The organism is Micromonospora sp. NPDC049114, assembly GCF_040648635.1.
In the GTDB taxonomy this organism is placed as follows: domain Bacteria; phylum Actinomycetota; class Actinomycetes; order Mycobacteriales; family Micromonosporaceae; genus Micromonospora.
Genome location: NZ_JBEZEA010000018.1, coordinates 22,544 through 34,759, shown reverse-complemented (window position 1 = coordinate 34,759; position 12,216 = coordinate 22,544). Strand labels below are relative to the sequence as shown.

At 72.5% G+C, this 12,216-nt stretch carries 13 protein-coding genes; 3 read left to right on the top strand and 10 right to left on the bottom strand.

Annotated elements, in window-relative coordinates:
* Positions 1–35 precede the first annotated feature (35 nt).
* Complete coding sequence (locus AB0B39_RS30590; protein WP_357576035.1) at positions 36–1,103, top strand: glycosyltransferase; 1,068 nt, start codon at positions 36–38, stop codon at positions 1,101–1,103.
* 97 nt (positions 1,104–1,200) lie between these two features.
* Here the strand turns inward: AB0B39_RS30590 and AB0B39_RS30585 are convergent, their stop codons facing one another.
* From AB0B39_RS30585 to AB0B39_RS30575, 3 genes are read right to left on the bottom strand one after another with little or no spacing between them, the layout of a single operon-like run.
* Positions 1,201–1,851, bottom strand: coding sequence for a DUF3618 domain-containing protein (locus tag AB0B39_RS30585; protein WP_234586861.1), 651 nt, complete (start codon positions 1,849–1,851; stop codon positions 1,201–1,203).
* Entirely contained in the window at positions 1,848–2,315 is a 468-nt protein-coding gene (locus AB0B39_RS30580; protein ID WP_357498312.1) for a phage holin family protein, read from the bottom strand. Before AB0B39_RS30580 ends, AB0B39_RS30585 begins: the two co-directional genes overlap by 4 nt.
* Before the next feature lie 31 nt (positions 2,316–2,346).
* The gene (locus AB0B39_RS30575; protein WP_357498310.1) at positions 2,347–3,171 is read right to left on the bottom strand and encodes a hypothetical protein; all 825 of its coding nucleotides are present in this window, start codon (positions 3,169–3,171) and stop codon (positions 2,347–2,349) included.
* Positions 3,172–3,403: 232 nt separating this feature from the next.
* On the opposite strand from AB0B39_RS30575, the gene AB0B39_RS30570 reads away from it, so the two are divergent.
* Together AB0B39_RS30570 and AB0B39_RS30565 are read left to right on the top strand one after the other, a co-directional pair.
* Positions 3,404–3,895: a DUF4383 domain-containing protein gene (locus tag AB0B39_RS30570; protein ID WP_357498308.1), complete on the top strand. Its 492-nt coding sequence runs from the start codon at positions 3,404–3,406 to the stop codon at positions 3,893–3,895.
* Positions 3,896–3,971: 76 nt separating this feature from the next.
* Positions 3,972–4,631, top strand: coding sequence for a DUF6766 family protein (locus AB0B39_RS30565; RefSeq protein WP_357498306.1), 660 nt, complete (start codon positions 3,972–3,974; stop codon positions 4,629–4,631).
* A 51-nt stretch (positions 4,632–4,682) separates the two neighbouring features.
* On the opposite strand, the gene AB0B39_RS30560 is transcribed toward AB0B39_RS30565, so the two are convergent.
* The 7 genes from AB0B39_RS30560 to AB0B39_RS30530 all read right to left on the bottom strand — a co-directional run bounded on the left by AB0B39_RS30560 (position 4,683) and on the right by AB0B39_RS30530 (position 12,078).
* Positions 4,683–5,132 carry a GNAT family N-acetyltransferase gene (locus tag AB0B39_RS30560; RefSeq protein WP_357498304.1) on the bottom strand — a complete coding sequence of 150 codons (450 nt, stop codon included), beginning with the start codon at positions 5,130–5,132 and terminating at the stop codon, positions 4,683–4,685.
* Positions 5,133–5,202: 70 nt separating this feature from the next.
* Positions 5,203–6,678 (bottom strand): GTPase ObgE, encoded by a 1,476-nt coding sequence (obgE, locus tag AB0B39_RS30555; RefSeq protein ID WP_357498302.1) that lies wholly within the window; start codon positions 6,676–6,678, stop codon positions 5,203–5,205.
* Between the two features lie 92 nt (positions 6,679–6,770).
* Positions 6,771–7,025 (bottom strand): 50S ribosomal protein L27, encoded by a 255-nt coding sequence (rpmA, locus tag AB0B39_RS30550; protein WP_074313740.1) that lies wholly within the window; start codon positions 7,023–7,025, stop codon positions 6,771–6,773.
* Between the two features lie 11 nt (positions 7,026–7,036).
* Positions 7,037–7,351, bottom strand: coding sequence for a 50S ribosomal protein L21 (rplU, locus tag AB0B39_RS30545; RefSeq protein ID WP_007464063.1), 315 nt, complete (start codon positions 7,349–7,351; stop codon positions 7,037–7,039).
* 166 nt (positions 7,352–7,517) lie between these two features.
* Positions 7,518–8,030: a hypothetical protein gene (locus tag AB0B39_RS30540; RefSeq protein WP_357498300.1), complete on the bottom strand. Its 513-nt coding sequence runs from the start codon at positions 8,028–8,030 to the stop codon at positions 7,518–7,520.
* A 119-nt stretch (positions 8,031–8,149) separates the two neighbouring features.
* Positions 8,150–11,227, bottom strand: a complete 3,078-nt coding sequence (locus AB0B39_RS30535; protein ID WP_357576034.1) for an Rne/Rng family ribonuclease — start codon at positions 11,225–11,227, stop codon at positions 8,150–8,152.
* A 131-nt stretch (positions 11,228–11,358) separates the two neighbouring features.
* The gene (locus tag AB0B39_RS30530) at positions 11,359–12,078 is read right to left on the bottom strand and encodes a TIGR03936 family radical SAM-associated protein (protein ID WP_308195382.1); all 720 of its coding nucleotides are present in this window, start codon (positions 12,076–12,078) and stop codon (positions 11,359–11,361) included.
* Positions 12,079–12,216: the final 138 nt, after the last annotated feature.

Below are 12,216 nucleotides of genomic sequence, written 5' to 3'. Positions count from 1 at the left end.
ACGCCTGTCGCGGACCGCCTGTCCAGGAGGCACCGATGTCCTTGGGGGCCCACGGTGACGCCGCCCGGCGGGCCGGGCGCGACAACACCGGCACGACGCCGACCACCCGGGCGCCGACCGTCCTGCCGATGTCATACGTGCTGCCGCTGCGCTGGGGCACCGACAGCGGTCTGGACGAGCTGACCGGCTACCTGCGCCGGCTGAGCGGCCTCGTCGAGGTGATCGTCGTCGACGGCTCGCCTCCGGAGCTCTTCGCGCGGCACGCGGCGGCCTGGCAGGGGCTGGTCCGGCACCTTCCGCCCGATCCCGGCGGGCGCGGGCTCAACGGCAAGGTGGTCGGGGTGCACACCGGCGTCGACGCGGCACACCACGAACACGTGGTGATCGCCGACGACGACGTCCGGTACGACGAGGCCGGGCTGCGGGCCGTGCACCGGCTGCTGGGCCGGGTCGACCTGGTCCGGCCGCAGAACTACTTCGACCCCCTGCCCTGGCACGCCTGGTGGGACACCGGGCGGACGCTGCTCAACCGGGCGCTCGGAAACGACTACCCCGGCACCCTCGCGGTGCGCCGCAGCACGTTCCACGCCATGGGCGGGTACGACCCGGACGTGCTCTTCGAGAACCTGGAGCTGATCCGCACCGTGCGCGCGTACGGCGGGGTCGAGGCCGCGCCGCCGGGGCTGTACGTACGCCGACTACCGCCGGACGCGACGCACTTTCGTGGCCAGCGGGTCCGCCAGGCGTACGACGACCTGGCCCAGCCGGCCCGCCTGCTGACCGCGCTCGCGGTCCTGCCGGCGCTGGCCGCGGCGGTCGCGTCCCGCCGGCCCCGACTGCTGCTCGGCACGGCGGTAGCTGTCGTCGCCGTGGCCGAGGTGGGCCGCCGACGCGCCGACGGCGGGATCGTGTTCCCACCGAGCACCTCGCTGGCCGCCCCACTCTGGCTGCTCGAACGGGGCATCTGCAGCTGGCTGGCGCTCGCCCAGCGCGTCCTTCACGGCGGGGTCCGCTACGGCGACCGCAGAATCCGCCGACCAGCCCGCCCGCACCACCACGTCCCCGCGATCTTGCACTTTCTGCTCGGACAAAAGCCTCGCTAGACACCAGAACGGCGACAGAAAGTGCAAGATCGCGGAGAACGCGGCGACGGCTCACCGCCACCGGAGTGGCCGTGAGCCGTCGTCGACGCCGGTGGGCTCAGGAACTGACCTGCTGGCGGGCCTGCTGGGCCTGGTCCTTGACGTCCTGGGCAGCCGACCGGCCGTCGTCCTTGACCGCGTGCACGGCGTCCTGGGCGGTGGACCGCACCGACTCGGCGGCGTGCTGGGCCGGCTCGCGCAGCTCGTCCTTGAGCTCGCTGGCCACCTCGCCCAGCTTCTCCTTCACGGCGCCGCTGTGCTCGCTGACCTTGTCCTTGACCTGGGCGGCGGCCTGCTGCTCCCGGCGGGAGGCCGGGATCAGCGAGGAGGCCAGCCAGCCGACCCCGAAGGCGATCAGGCCGGCCGCGAGGGGGTTGCCCTGCGACTTCTGCCGGATCACCCGGGGCGCGCTGTGGGCGGCGTCGCTGACGCTGGAGGCCGCCGAGTGGGCGGCGTCGCTGACGCTGGAGGCCGCCGAGGAGGCGCGGTCACCCACCGAGTGGGCGGCGTGGCCGGTGCCGTGGCCGAGGTCAGACGCGGTTCCCATGACCTTGTCCCTCACATTCTGCAGCGCGGAACGGGCCCGCTGCTTGCGGTCGTCGACGATGCGGCTCGGGCTGACCTTGTACGCCAGCGCGTCCACATCGGAGCTGAGGCTGTTGCGGGTGGCTTCGATCTCCCGGCGGATCTGGTCGGGGTCGGTGCTCATCGGGTGACTCCCTCCGGGTGGGGCTTGAGCGCGTCGGGGATCCGCTGCACGCTGTCGTTGGTCTGCTTGAGCCCGCGTACGTGCTGGGCGTTCTTCTTGGCCATCGAGTAGAGGACCGCGGCGACCACGGCCCAGATGATGGCCACGATCAGCGCGGCCAGGCCGGAGTCCATGACGTTGTCCAGGAACTGCCACACGGCGATGGAGACGAACAACGCCACCATGTAGCCGCCGAAGCCGGCGCCGCCGAAGAGGCCCGCGGCCTTGCCGGCCTTCTTGCCCTCCTGGCGGATCTCGGCCTTGGCCAGCTCGACCTCCTGACGCATCAGCGTCGACAGGTCGGTGGTGACCTGGCGCATCAGGTCACCGAGCGAGCTGCCCTTCACGTCCGCCGCGGTGTGCGGGGCGCCCGCCTCGGGGTGGTAACCGGAGTCCAGGCCGGACCCCTGCGTCGGCATGGTCATGCCGTCGCCTCCCTTCGGATGACTCGGCGCCTCACGGGCGGGGGCTGCCGCTGGACGGCACGCCCGGCAGCGGGTCGGTCTGGGTCACCGGCGGCAGCGGCTGACCGGTGCTGGTCGGCTCGGTGTAGCCGTCCTGGCGGGTCGGGTCGCTGTAGCCGCCCGGCGTCGGGTCGTTGTAGCCGCCGGAGGTCGGCTCGGTGTACGTGCCGGGGGTCGGGTCGAGGTAGCCGCCCGCCGGGGTGGTGTCCGCGGCCGTCCGGGGTGCCGGCGGCGGAGTGGGGATCACCGCGGTCTGCTCCGGGTCGTACGCCCCGTTGCCGCGGTAGCCCGCCGAGCCGTTGCCGGAGTGGTCACCGGAGTCGGAGATGCTGCGGGTCAGGCGCCCGGCAAGCACGCCGAGCACCGCCGCGCCGACCAGGAAGGTGCCCGGGTTGCGCCGCGCGTAGTCGCGTACCTCGGTGATCAGGTCGCCGGGCTCGCGCTCCTCCAGCCAGCCGGCCACACCGTGCACCCGGTCGGCGGCCTGGCGGGCCAGCTCGCTCACCGGGCCGGCCTGGCCACCCTGCTCGGCCATCGTGCGCATCTCGTCGGCGATCGACCGCAGTCCGCCGGCGGCCCGGCGCTGCTGCTCACCGGTCTGGCTGGCGAGCTGAGTGCGGGCCTCGCCGTAGAGGTTGCGGGCCTGCCGGGCGGCCTCGCGGCCAACCTCGGCGCCCTGCTCCTTCGCGGTCTGGGCGACCGCGCCACCGGCGTGCGCCGCCTCGGACCCGACGTGGCGGGCCTGCTCGCGGACGCCGCCGCCGTTGGTGGACTCGTGCCCGTACGTGGAAGACGTGGGTGACACTTCGTAAGTCATGATTTCCCTTCCGCTCGGAAAGTCGTCGCGGTTGTGCTGGGGGGATGCGGCCGTGACGCCGTGGCCGCTGACAACTCACCTACCCTGCGTTTGCGCTTCCATACCTGTTCGTGCATTTCTCTGCGCGGCCGGCGGGATCGACTTCAAAATGGAGGATCGTCGGGCTGCGTCACGTCGCCGCTGCGGACAGCGAGGTTCGCGGTACCGGCAGATCCACGAAGAGGGGGCAGGGATGGCACGAGACGCGCGAGGTGGCCGACCTGCCGCCCCCCGGCCCCGGGTGCAGGTGGTCGCGCTGGTCGTGGCCGGGGTCTTCCTGCTGATCGGAATCCTCGGCTTCATCCCCGGCATCACCACCGACTACGGCGAGCTGACCTTCGCCGGGCACCACTCGGACGCCAAGCTGCTCGGACTGTTCCAGGTGTCGATCCTGCACAACGCGCTGCACCTGCTGTTCGGGCTTGCGGGTCTGGTGCTGGCCCGCAGCATCGCCGGCGCCCGGCTCTTCCTGGCCGGCGGCGGCGCGATCTACCTGGCCCTCTGGCTGTACGGCCTGGCGATCGAGGCGGTCGACCCCGAGGCCACCGCGAACATCCTGCCGGTCAACGACGCCGACAACTGGCTGCACCTCGCCCTCGGCTTCGGCATGCTCGCGCTCGGGCTGCTGCTGTCCAACCAGGTGGGCACCGGTGGGCGCCTGGACAGCCCGATCGACCGGCCCTGACCTGCCGATTCACGTGTTTGACGGCGACGGCGGCGTGGGTAGGTGACCGCCTGAGAATCCGTGGAAGGGGTCGATGATGCCTCGCTGGATACGCGACAACGCGCTGACCGCCGCCATGCTGGGCGCGTTTGGAGTCTTCCTGGTCCTGCAGAGCGTCTTCGGCTGGCAGACCCACAATGAGGAGCTCACCGAGTTCGGCGCCGCCCCGCTGAGCTGGCCGGCGTACCTGGCCAGCGGCCACTTCGCCGAGGCGGTCTTCGAGAACTGGGAGTCGGAGTTCCTCCAGATGGGCGGGTACGTGCTGCTCACCGCGTACCTGGTGCAGCGGGGCTCGGCCGAGTCCAAGCCGGTGGACCAGACCGACCGGCCGGAGGACGACGAGCGCCGGGCCACCGCCCGGTCACCGTGGCCGGTACGCGCCGGCGGCCTTCCGCTGGTGGTCTACCGCAACAGCCTCTCCCTCGCGCTGCTGCTGATCTTCGCCGGCTCGTTCGTTGGGCACCTGCTCGGCGGCACCGCCGCCTACAACGAGGAGCAGGCGTTGCAGAGCGGAGCGCCGCCGATCAGCGCGTGGGACTTCTTCGGCACCAGCGACTTCTGGTTCCAGTCCATGCAGAACTGGCAGAGCGAGTTCCTGGCGGTCGGCGCCCTGATCCTGCTGAGCATCGTCCTGCGGCAGCACGCGTCGCCGGAGTCGAAGCCGGTCACCGTCGCGCACGCCGAGACCGGCGCCTGACCGACCCGTCGCGCAGGACCGGCCCGCCGTGGCCGGCGGGACCGGCCGCCGTCAGGCCGCGACCGGGAGCCGCTTGGCGAAACAGACGCTGTACGGGTTGCCGACGTACTCCCCGTACACCGGGACCGGTTCGTAGCCGCACGAGGTGTACAGCCCGATCGCCGCCGGCAGGTACGTGCCGGTCTCCAGGCAGACCACCGTGTGCCCCTGCCGGAACGCGCACTCCTCCAACGCGGCGAGCAGTTGGCGGGCGATGCCCCGGCCCCGGTACGCCGGCCGGACGTACATCCGCTTGACCTCGCCGGTGACGGCGCCGAGCGACTGGAGCCCGCCGCAGGCGACCGCCCGACCGTGCACCACCACCGCCAGGTAGCGGATGTCGTCGTGGGTGACGGTGACCTGGCCGTCCAGCCCGCCGTCGGCCTCGCGCAGCTCACGCTGCTGGGCGACGACCAGGGTGGCGATCTCGGGATCGGTGGCGGGCCGCGACTCGATCAGCATCACCCCACGCTAGGAGGGGTGGATTTCGCGGAGGTTTCCGGCAGTCGTCCCGATCACGGAGAGCAACGGGCTACTCGGCGTCGTCGGAGTCCTCGATGTCCTCGAGGTCGTCGTCGGACGAGTCCGCGCCGACCTCGTCCGCCGAGCGCACCCGGCGGGCCTTGCGCGCGGCGAGCCGCTCCGCCGCCGAGGCCCGGTTCGACTTCTCCTCCAGGCGGACGTCGGTGCCCCGGTTGCCGGGCACGAACTCCACACCCGCGTACAGCGTCGGCTGCCAGTCGAACTCGCGCTCGCCGATCCGGACCAGGTCACCGGGCTGGGCGCCGGCCTTGGCGAGCTTGTCCTCCACGCCGAGCCGGGCCAGCCGGTCGGCGAGGTAACCGACGGCCTCGTCGTTGTCGAAGTTGGTCTGCTTGACCCACCGCTCCGGGCGTACGCCCCGGACGGTGAACGAGCCGTCAACCTCGGCCGTGATGGTGAAGCCGTCGTCGTCCACGGCCATCGGCCGGATCACGATCCGGGTCGGCTCGGCCGGCGGGGCGGCCTTGCGCTCCGCCTCGACCAGCTCGGCCATCGCGTACGTCAGCTCCTTGAGCCCTTCGCGGGTGGCCGCGGAGACCTCGAACACGCGGTAACCGCGCTCCTCCAGGTCCGGGCGGACGATCTCGGCGAGGTCCCGGCCGTCCGGCACGTCGACCTTGTTCACGGCCACCAGCCGTGGACGGTCGGTCAGGCCGCCGTACTGGCTCAGCTCGGCCTCGATGGCGTCGATGTCGGCGACCGGGTCGCGGCCGGGCTCCAGGGTCGCCGAGTCGATGACGTGCACCAGCACCGCGCAGCGCTCGATGTGCCGCAGGAACTCCAGACCCAGGCCCTTGCCGGTGGCCGCGCCCGGGATCAGGCCCGGCACGTCGGCGACGGTGAAGGTGTGGTTGTCCATCCGGACCACACCGAGGTTGGGCACGAGGGTGGTGAACGGGTAGTCGGCGATCTTCGGCTTCGCGGCGGAGATCACCGAGATCAGCGACGACTTACCTGCCGACGGGAAGCCCACCAGGCCCACGTCGGCGACGCTCTTCAGCTCCAGCACGATGTCCAGCTGGTCGCCGGGCTCGCCCAGCTCGGCGAAGCCGGGCGCCTTGCGCTTGGCGTTGGCCAGCGACGCGTTGCCGCGCCCGCCGCGGCCGCCCCGGGCCACCTCGAAGGTGGTGCCGGCGCCGACCATGTCGGCCAGCACGGTGCCGTCGGTGGTCTGGACCACAGTGCCGTTGGGCACCTTCAGCACCAGGTTGTGGCCGTTGGCCCCGTCCCGGTTCGACCCGGCGCCGCCCTTGCCGTTGTCGGCCTTGACGTGCGGGTGGAAATGGAAGTCGAGCAGCGTGGTCACCTGCGGGTCGACCACCAGCGACACGCTGCCGCCGTGCCCGCCGTTGCCGCCGTCCGGCCCGCCGAAGGGCTTGAACTTCTCGCGGTGGATCGAGACACAACCGTGCCCACCATCGCCGGCCTGCAGATGCAGGACGACCCGGTCAACGAACGTCGCCACGGCGTCAATCCTTCCAGCGAGGGTCGACCCCGCACTTGAAAAAGCGAAGCGGGCCGGGACCCGGAGGTCCGCGGCCCGCCCAGCGAAGAGAACTACTGCTGCGGAACGATGCTGACGGTCTTGCGACCGCGCTTCGTGCCGAACAGGACCGCACCGGCCGACAGCGCGAACAGCGTGTCGTCGCCGCCACGGCCGACCAGGTCACCGGGGTGGAACTTGGTGCCACGCTGCCGGATGAGGATCTCACCGGCGCTGACGACCTGACCACCGAAGCGCTTCACGCCAAGTCGCTGGGCCGCGGAGTCACGACCGTTACGCGAGCTGGACGCACCCTTTTTGTGAGCCATTGGAGGACGACCTACTTCCCGCTGGAGATGCCGGTCACCTTGACCTGGGTCAACGGCTGGCGGTGACCCTGGCGCTTGTGGTAGCCGGTCTTGTTCTTGAACTTGTGGATCCGGATCTTCGGGCCCTTGGTGTGCGCGGCGATCTCGCCGGACACCGCGACCTCGGCAAGCTTCGCCGCGTCGGTCACCAGGTCGTCACCGTCGACGAGGAGCACCGCGGTGAGCTTCACCGCGTCACCGGGGGCACCGGTGAGCTTCTCGACCTCGATCACGTCGCCCTCGGCGACCTTGTACTGCTTGCCGCCGGTCTTGACGATCGCGTACATCGGAGGCGGACTCCCTGTCGTTGAGGCTGCTGGCGGTCGTCCCCGCGGCGGCTCGCCGGGTAGCAGTGCACGGCGGCGCGGGCACACGGGAACTCGGCACACCAAAGGTGGGCCGCAGGCAAGAGTACGCCATCGCCGGCCCGGACCCCAAACCGGCCCGCCCTGGTCAGCGGGCGCAGAGCTGGTCGAGGCGCTGCTGGAGCCGGTCCAGCTCGGTCTCGTCGATCGACTCGACGTCCACGCCGAGTGCGGCGACCTCCGTACCGAGGTCGCTGAGCAGCGTCTTGAGCTGCGGATCGGTGGACCGCGCCGACTGCTCGCGCAGTGCGGCCCGCCAGCCGGCCAGCGCCGTCTGCGCCCTCGTGCGGGCCGCATCGGCGGTGGCGGTGTCCCCCGCACCAACGGCCGCGACCATCCGGCCCAGCTCCGCCACGTACTCCCGGACGGCGGTGGCGCCGGCCTGCTGCGCCTCGGCGCAGACCTGCGGGTTGCCGGCCGCGGCACCGCCACCTCCCGGCGTACCTGTCGACCCGCCGGGAGCGCCCCCGGACCCGGCAGCCGGGCCGGAAGCCCCGGCGGTCGCGCCGGTCGGGCCCGCATCGACCGACCGGTCGGCGGAGCAGCCGGCCCCGAGGGCGAGCACGGCTACCAGCACGGTGACGGCGAGCAGGCGACGCATCTTCTTCTCCTGACCGGGGCCGACCACTCCCGGCCCGGGGTGACCGGAGGCGGCGAGGTCCCCTCCCCGTCAATATGCCGGGAAAGGGACCTCGTCAAACACCGGGCCGGTCAGGACCGTCAGGGGCGGGTCCGCCGGCGGGCGCCGCCGCGGCGGGAGCGGCGACGCCCCGCGCCACCGGCCTCCTCGTCGGTGTCACCGTCGGCGACCGCGTCCGGGTCGTCCGCGGCGGCCAGCCGGGCCGACTCGCCCTGCTGGCTGTCGGACACCGCCGGCGCCGCCTCGGTCTCCGCCTCGTAGCGGGACAGGTCGTACCCCATGGTGTCCTGGTAGTCGGCGTCCGGTTCGGCGCTGGTGTCGGTGTCGACGACCTCGACCACCGCGCGCTCGGCCGGGGCGCTCTTGCGCGCCCGGCGGCGCGACGACGCGGTGCCGGCCTCGACGGCCGGAGTGGCCGGCGCGGCCGGCGCCGACGAGGCGACCGCCTTGACCTTCTCCGCGGTCCCGCCGGTACGCGGCTTCTCGGGCACCGGCTCGGTGTGGATGATGACGCCCCGACCCTTGCAGCACTCGCAGGTCTCGCTGAACGCCTCCAGCAGACCCGCGCCGATCCGCTTACGGGTCATCTGCACCAGGCCGAGCGAGGTGATCTCGGTGACCTGGTGCTTGGTGCGGTCCCGGCCCAGGCACTCGGTGAGCCGGCGCAGCACCAGCTCCCGGTTCGACTCCAGCACCATGTCGATGAAGTCGATCACCACGATGCCGCCGATGTCGCGCAACCGGAGCTGGCGGACGATCTCCTCCGCCGCCTCCAGGTTGTTGCGGGTGACCGTCTCCTCCAGGTTGCCGCCGGAGCCGGTGTACTTGCCGGTGTTGACGTCGACGACCGTCATGGCCTCGGTCTTGTCGATCACCAGCGAGCCGCCGGAGGGCAGGAACACCTTGCGGTCCAGGCCCTTGATGATCTGCTCGTCGATCCGGTACTCGGCGAACACGTCGCTCGTGCCGACGTGCCGGCGCACCCGGTCGACCAGATCCGGAGAGACGTGCGACAGGTACGACTCAACCATGCCGTACGACTGCTCGCCCTCGATGACCAGCTCGCGGAAGTCCTCGTTGAACAGGTCCCGGACCACCCGGATGACCAGGTCGGGCTCCTCGTAGAGCAGCACCGGGGCACCGCCCTCGGCGGCCTTGGCCTGGATGTCCTCCCACTGCGCCTGGAGCCGCTTGACGTCGCGGGCCAGCTCGTCCTCGCTGGCGCCCTCGGCGGCGGTACGGACGATCACGCCGGCGCCGTCCGGGACCAGCTTCTTGAGCACGTCGCGCAGCCGCTTGCGCTCGGTGTCCGGCAGCTTGCGGCTGATCCCGGACGCGTTGCCGTTGGGCACGTAGACCAGGTGCCGGCCGGAGAGGGCGATGTGGCTGGTCAGCCGCGCGCCCTTGTGCCCGATCGGGTCCTTGGTGACCTGGACCAGCACCGAGTCGCCGGAGCGCAGCGCCTGCTCGATCGAGCGGGCACGCCCCTCCAGCCCGGAGGTGTCCCAGTTGACCTCGCCGGCGTACAGCACCGCGTTGCGGCCCCGGCCGACGTCGACGAACGCCGCCTCCATGCTGGGCAGCACGTTCTGCACCTTGCCCAGGTAGACGTTGCCGGCCATGGTGCCGGAGGAGTTGCGGGTGACGTAGTGCTCGACCAGCACACCGTCCTCCAGGACGGCGATCTGGGTGCGGTCACCCCGCTGGCGGACCGCCATGACCCGGTCGACCGCCTCCCGGCGGGCCAGGAACTCCGACTCGCTGAGGATCGGCGGCCGCGTACGCCGCTGCTCCCGGCCGTCCCGGCGACGCTGGCGCTTGGCCTCCAGCCGGGTCGAGCCGGACACGCCCTGGACCTCGTCGACAGTGCGACGCGGCTCGCGGATCTTGACCACGGTGGGCACGCCGTCGTCGGCGGCGCCCTCGGTGTCACCGGCGCCGCGACGGCGGCGACGACGGCGACGACGGGTCAGCCCGTCCCCGCCCTCGGACTCCTCGTCCTCGTCACCCTCGGCCTCGGCCTCGGCGGTCTCCTCCTCGTCGGCCTGCGCCGCCTCGTCGGACTCCTCGTCCTCGGCGTCGTCGGCGCCGCCCTTGCCCCGGCCCCGACCGCGGCGGCCACGCCGACGGCGGCGACGCGCGGCGGCGCTGTCCTCGTCGTCCTCATCCACCTCGGCGGCCTCGTCGGCCTCCTCGGTCGGCTCCTCCTCGGCCTCGACGGCCTCGACCGGCTCCACCGGCTCGACGTCGCGGCGACCGCGCCGCCGTCGGCGGGACGGCTCGGCCTCGACGGCCGGCTCCTCGGCCACCGGAGCGGGCTCCGCCGGCCGGGTCACCGGCACGGCGTCCGGCTGGGGTGCCATGAACAGCACTGTGGGTGCGGAGAGCGCGGCCCGCCGACGGCGGGTCCGCGGCTGCTCGGGCTCGATCACCTCGGCGGGCTCGATCGGCTCATCTGCCACGTTCGCCACGCCGACACCGGGCGCCACCTCGCCGGAGCGCTCCCGCGCGGCACCGAACGCCTGCTCGGCGGCGGGTCCCGCCGGCGGGGTCTGCGCCTCGTTCAGCTCGGCTTCCGCCTCCCGCAGGTCGGACTCCGCAGGCGTCTCCGCGGTGTCCTCCTCGACGGCGGGCTCCACGGCCTCGGCGGCGGGCTCCGCGGCAGGAGGCTCCTCGACGGCGGCGGGCTCCTCGACGGCCGGCGGCTCCTCGACGGCGGGCGTTGCCTTCTTGCGCCGGGTGCGGGTCACCTTGACCGGAGGTACGACCTCGGGAGAGGCCAGCTCCGCGCTGGCAGCGACCAGCGGCTCCTCGGCGGTCGTCTCGACGGGGGCGGCCTTGCGCCGGCGTCGGGGGGTCTTCGGGGCGACGTCCAGGTCACCGGAGATCGGGGCGAAGACCTCCGCCTGCGGCGACTCGACGGCGCCGGTCCCGCCGGCGGACGCCTCGACGGGCGCCTCGGCCTGCTCCGGCTGGTTGAGCGGGGCGGCCCGACGCCGGGTGGCCCGCGCCCGCCGGGGCGGTGCGGCAGGCTCGGCGCTCTGGGCGCCCGCCTGCTCCAGGCTGGCTGCGCCGTCGGTGGTGGTGCTCTGGTCAGCGGTGTCCCCGGCCGGCTGTGAACCGGTCCGTTCGCCGCCCTCGGGCTCGTTCTCGAGCATGGACGTTCTCCAGTTCTGGCTGCCCCGGGCGCGGGTGAGCGCTGCCACGCAGGGTCGCCGCAAAAGTGTTTCCGCCGGGCGCGCGTGGTGCGCGACCGCCGAAGTCTGCCTGCAAGAGCGCTGACCGTCGGTCAGTGCCCAACGATGGCTGCCCCGCCGCGGTCCGCATCCAACGGATCCACGATCGCACCCTGCGCGGTCAGCGTGCCCTGAGCCAGCCGGGTCACCCTCGGCGAGACCGGCGGCTCCAGGTCGGCCACCACGCGGAGGCCGGAAAGGACGTCATCGGGCCGTACGGACGGGGTGACCTGCCGCACGACCAGTTCGAGTATCGCACACGGTACGGCCGGCGCCCCGGAAGGCGTCTGCGTCGGGGAGAGGACATCGATCGACATGACCGCCGCGCGGGCGTCGAAGGTACGTCGCCCCTGCTTGGTCATCCGCTCGACCAGCACCTCGTCGGCGGCGGTGAAGGCGTCCACGGCAGCGCGCAGTGTCTCCGTGTCGACCTCGGGCAGCTCGATGTGCCAGTGCGACGCCTCGATGCGGTCCGCCAGGCTGCCACCGTCGGCGATCACCACCTCCAGCACGTCCAGCCCGGGTGAGAGCGCGGCGTCGAGCGCGGCGCGCAGCGCCTCCGGCTCGACCGGCGCCTGGAGGCCGATCTCCAGGTACTCCGCCTCGCTCGCCACCCCGGTGGGCGCGGCGCTGGCGTAGGAGATCTTCGGGTGCGGGGTGAAGCCCTGGGAAAACGCGATCGGTACGGCGGCACGGCGCAACGCACGCTCGAACGCCCGGGCGAAGTCCCGGTGCGAGGTGAACCGCAGCGGCCCGCGCTTGGCGTACCGGATGCGGGCGCGCTGAACGACCGGCGCCTGCCCACCCTCCGGCTGGTTTTTCTTACTGATCGTCTCGCTCCTCGGAACTCAGCACCGGTTGATCATGAAGTTATTGTCGGCGACACGCTGTGTTCCGAGCAACAACTTCAT

What these genes read in the sequence shown, in the direction of transcription:
- AB0B39_RS30570 (WP_357498308.1), top strand. Translation starts at nt 3,404, where the DNA reads ATGGCACGAGACGCGCGAGGTGGCCGACCTGCCGCCCCCCGGCCCCGG.
- rplU (WP_007464063.1), bottom strand. Translation starts at nt 7,351, where the DNA reads ATGTACGCGATCGTCAAGACCGGCGGCAAGCAGTACAAGGTCGCCGAG.
- AB0B39_RS30535 (WP_357576034.1), bottom strand. Translation starts at nt 11,227, where the DNA reads ATGCTCGAGAACGAGCCCGAGGGCGGCGAACGGACCGGTTCACAGCCG.
- rpmA (WP_074313740.1), bottom strand. Translation starts at nt 7,025, where the DNA reads ATGGCTCACAAAAAGGGTGCGTCCAGCTCGCGTAACGGTCGTGACTCC.
- AB0B39_RS30575 (WP_357498310.1), bottom strand. Translation starts at nt 3,171, where the DNA reads ATGACTTACGAAGTGTCACCCACGTCTTCCACGTACGGGCACGAGTCC.
- AB0B39_RS30560 (WP_357498304.1), bottom strand. Translation starts at nt 5,132, where the DNA reads ATGCTGATCGAGTCGCGGCCCGCCACCGATCCCGAGATCGCCACCCTG.
- AB0B39_RS30585 (WP_234586861.1), bottom strand. Translation starts at nt 1,851, where the DNA reads ATGAGCACCGACCCCGACCAGATCCGCCGGGAGATCGAAGCCACCCGC.
- AB0B39_RS30565 (WP_357498306.1), top strand. Translation starts at nt 3,972, where the DNA reads ATGCCTCGCTGGATACGCGACAACGCGCTGACCGCCGCCATGCTGGGC.
- AB0B39_RS30580 (WP_357498312.1), bottom strand. Translation starts at nt 2,315, where the DNA reads ATGACCATGCCGACGCAGGGGTCCGGCCTGGACTCCGGTTACCACCCC.
- AB0B39_RS30590 (WP_357576035.1), top strand. Translation starts at nt 36, where the DNA reads ATGTCCTTGGGGGCCCACGGTGACGCCGCCCGGCGGGCCGGGCGCGAC.
- AB0B39_RS30540 (WP_357498300.1), bottom strand. Translation starts at nt 8,030, where the DNA reads ATGCGTCGCCTGCTCGCCGTCACCGTGCTGGTAGCCGTGCTCGCCCTC.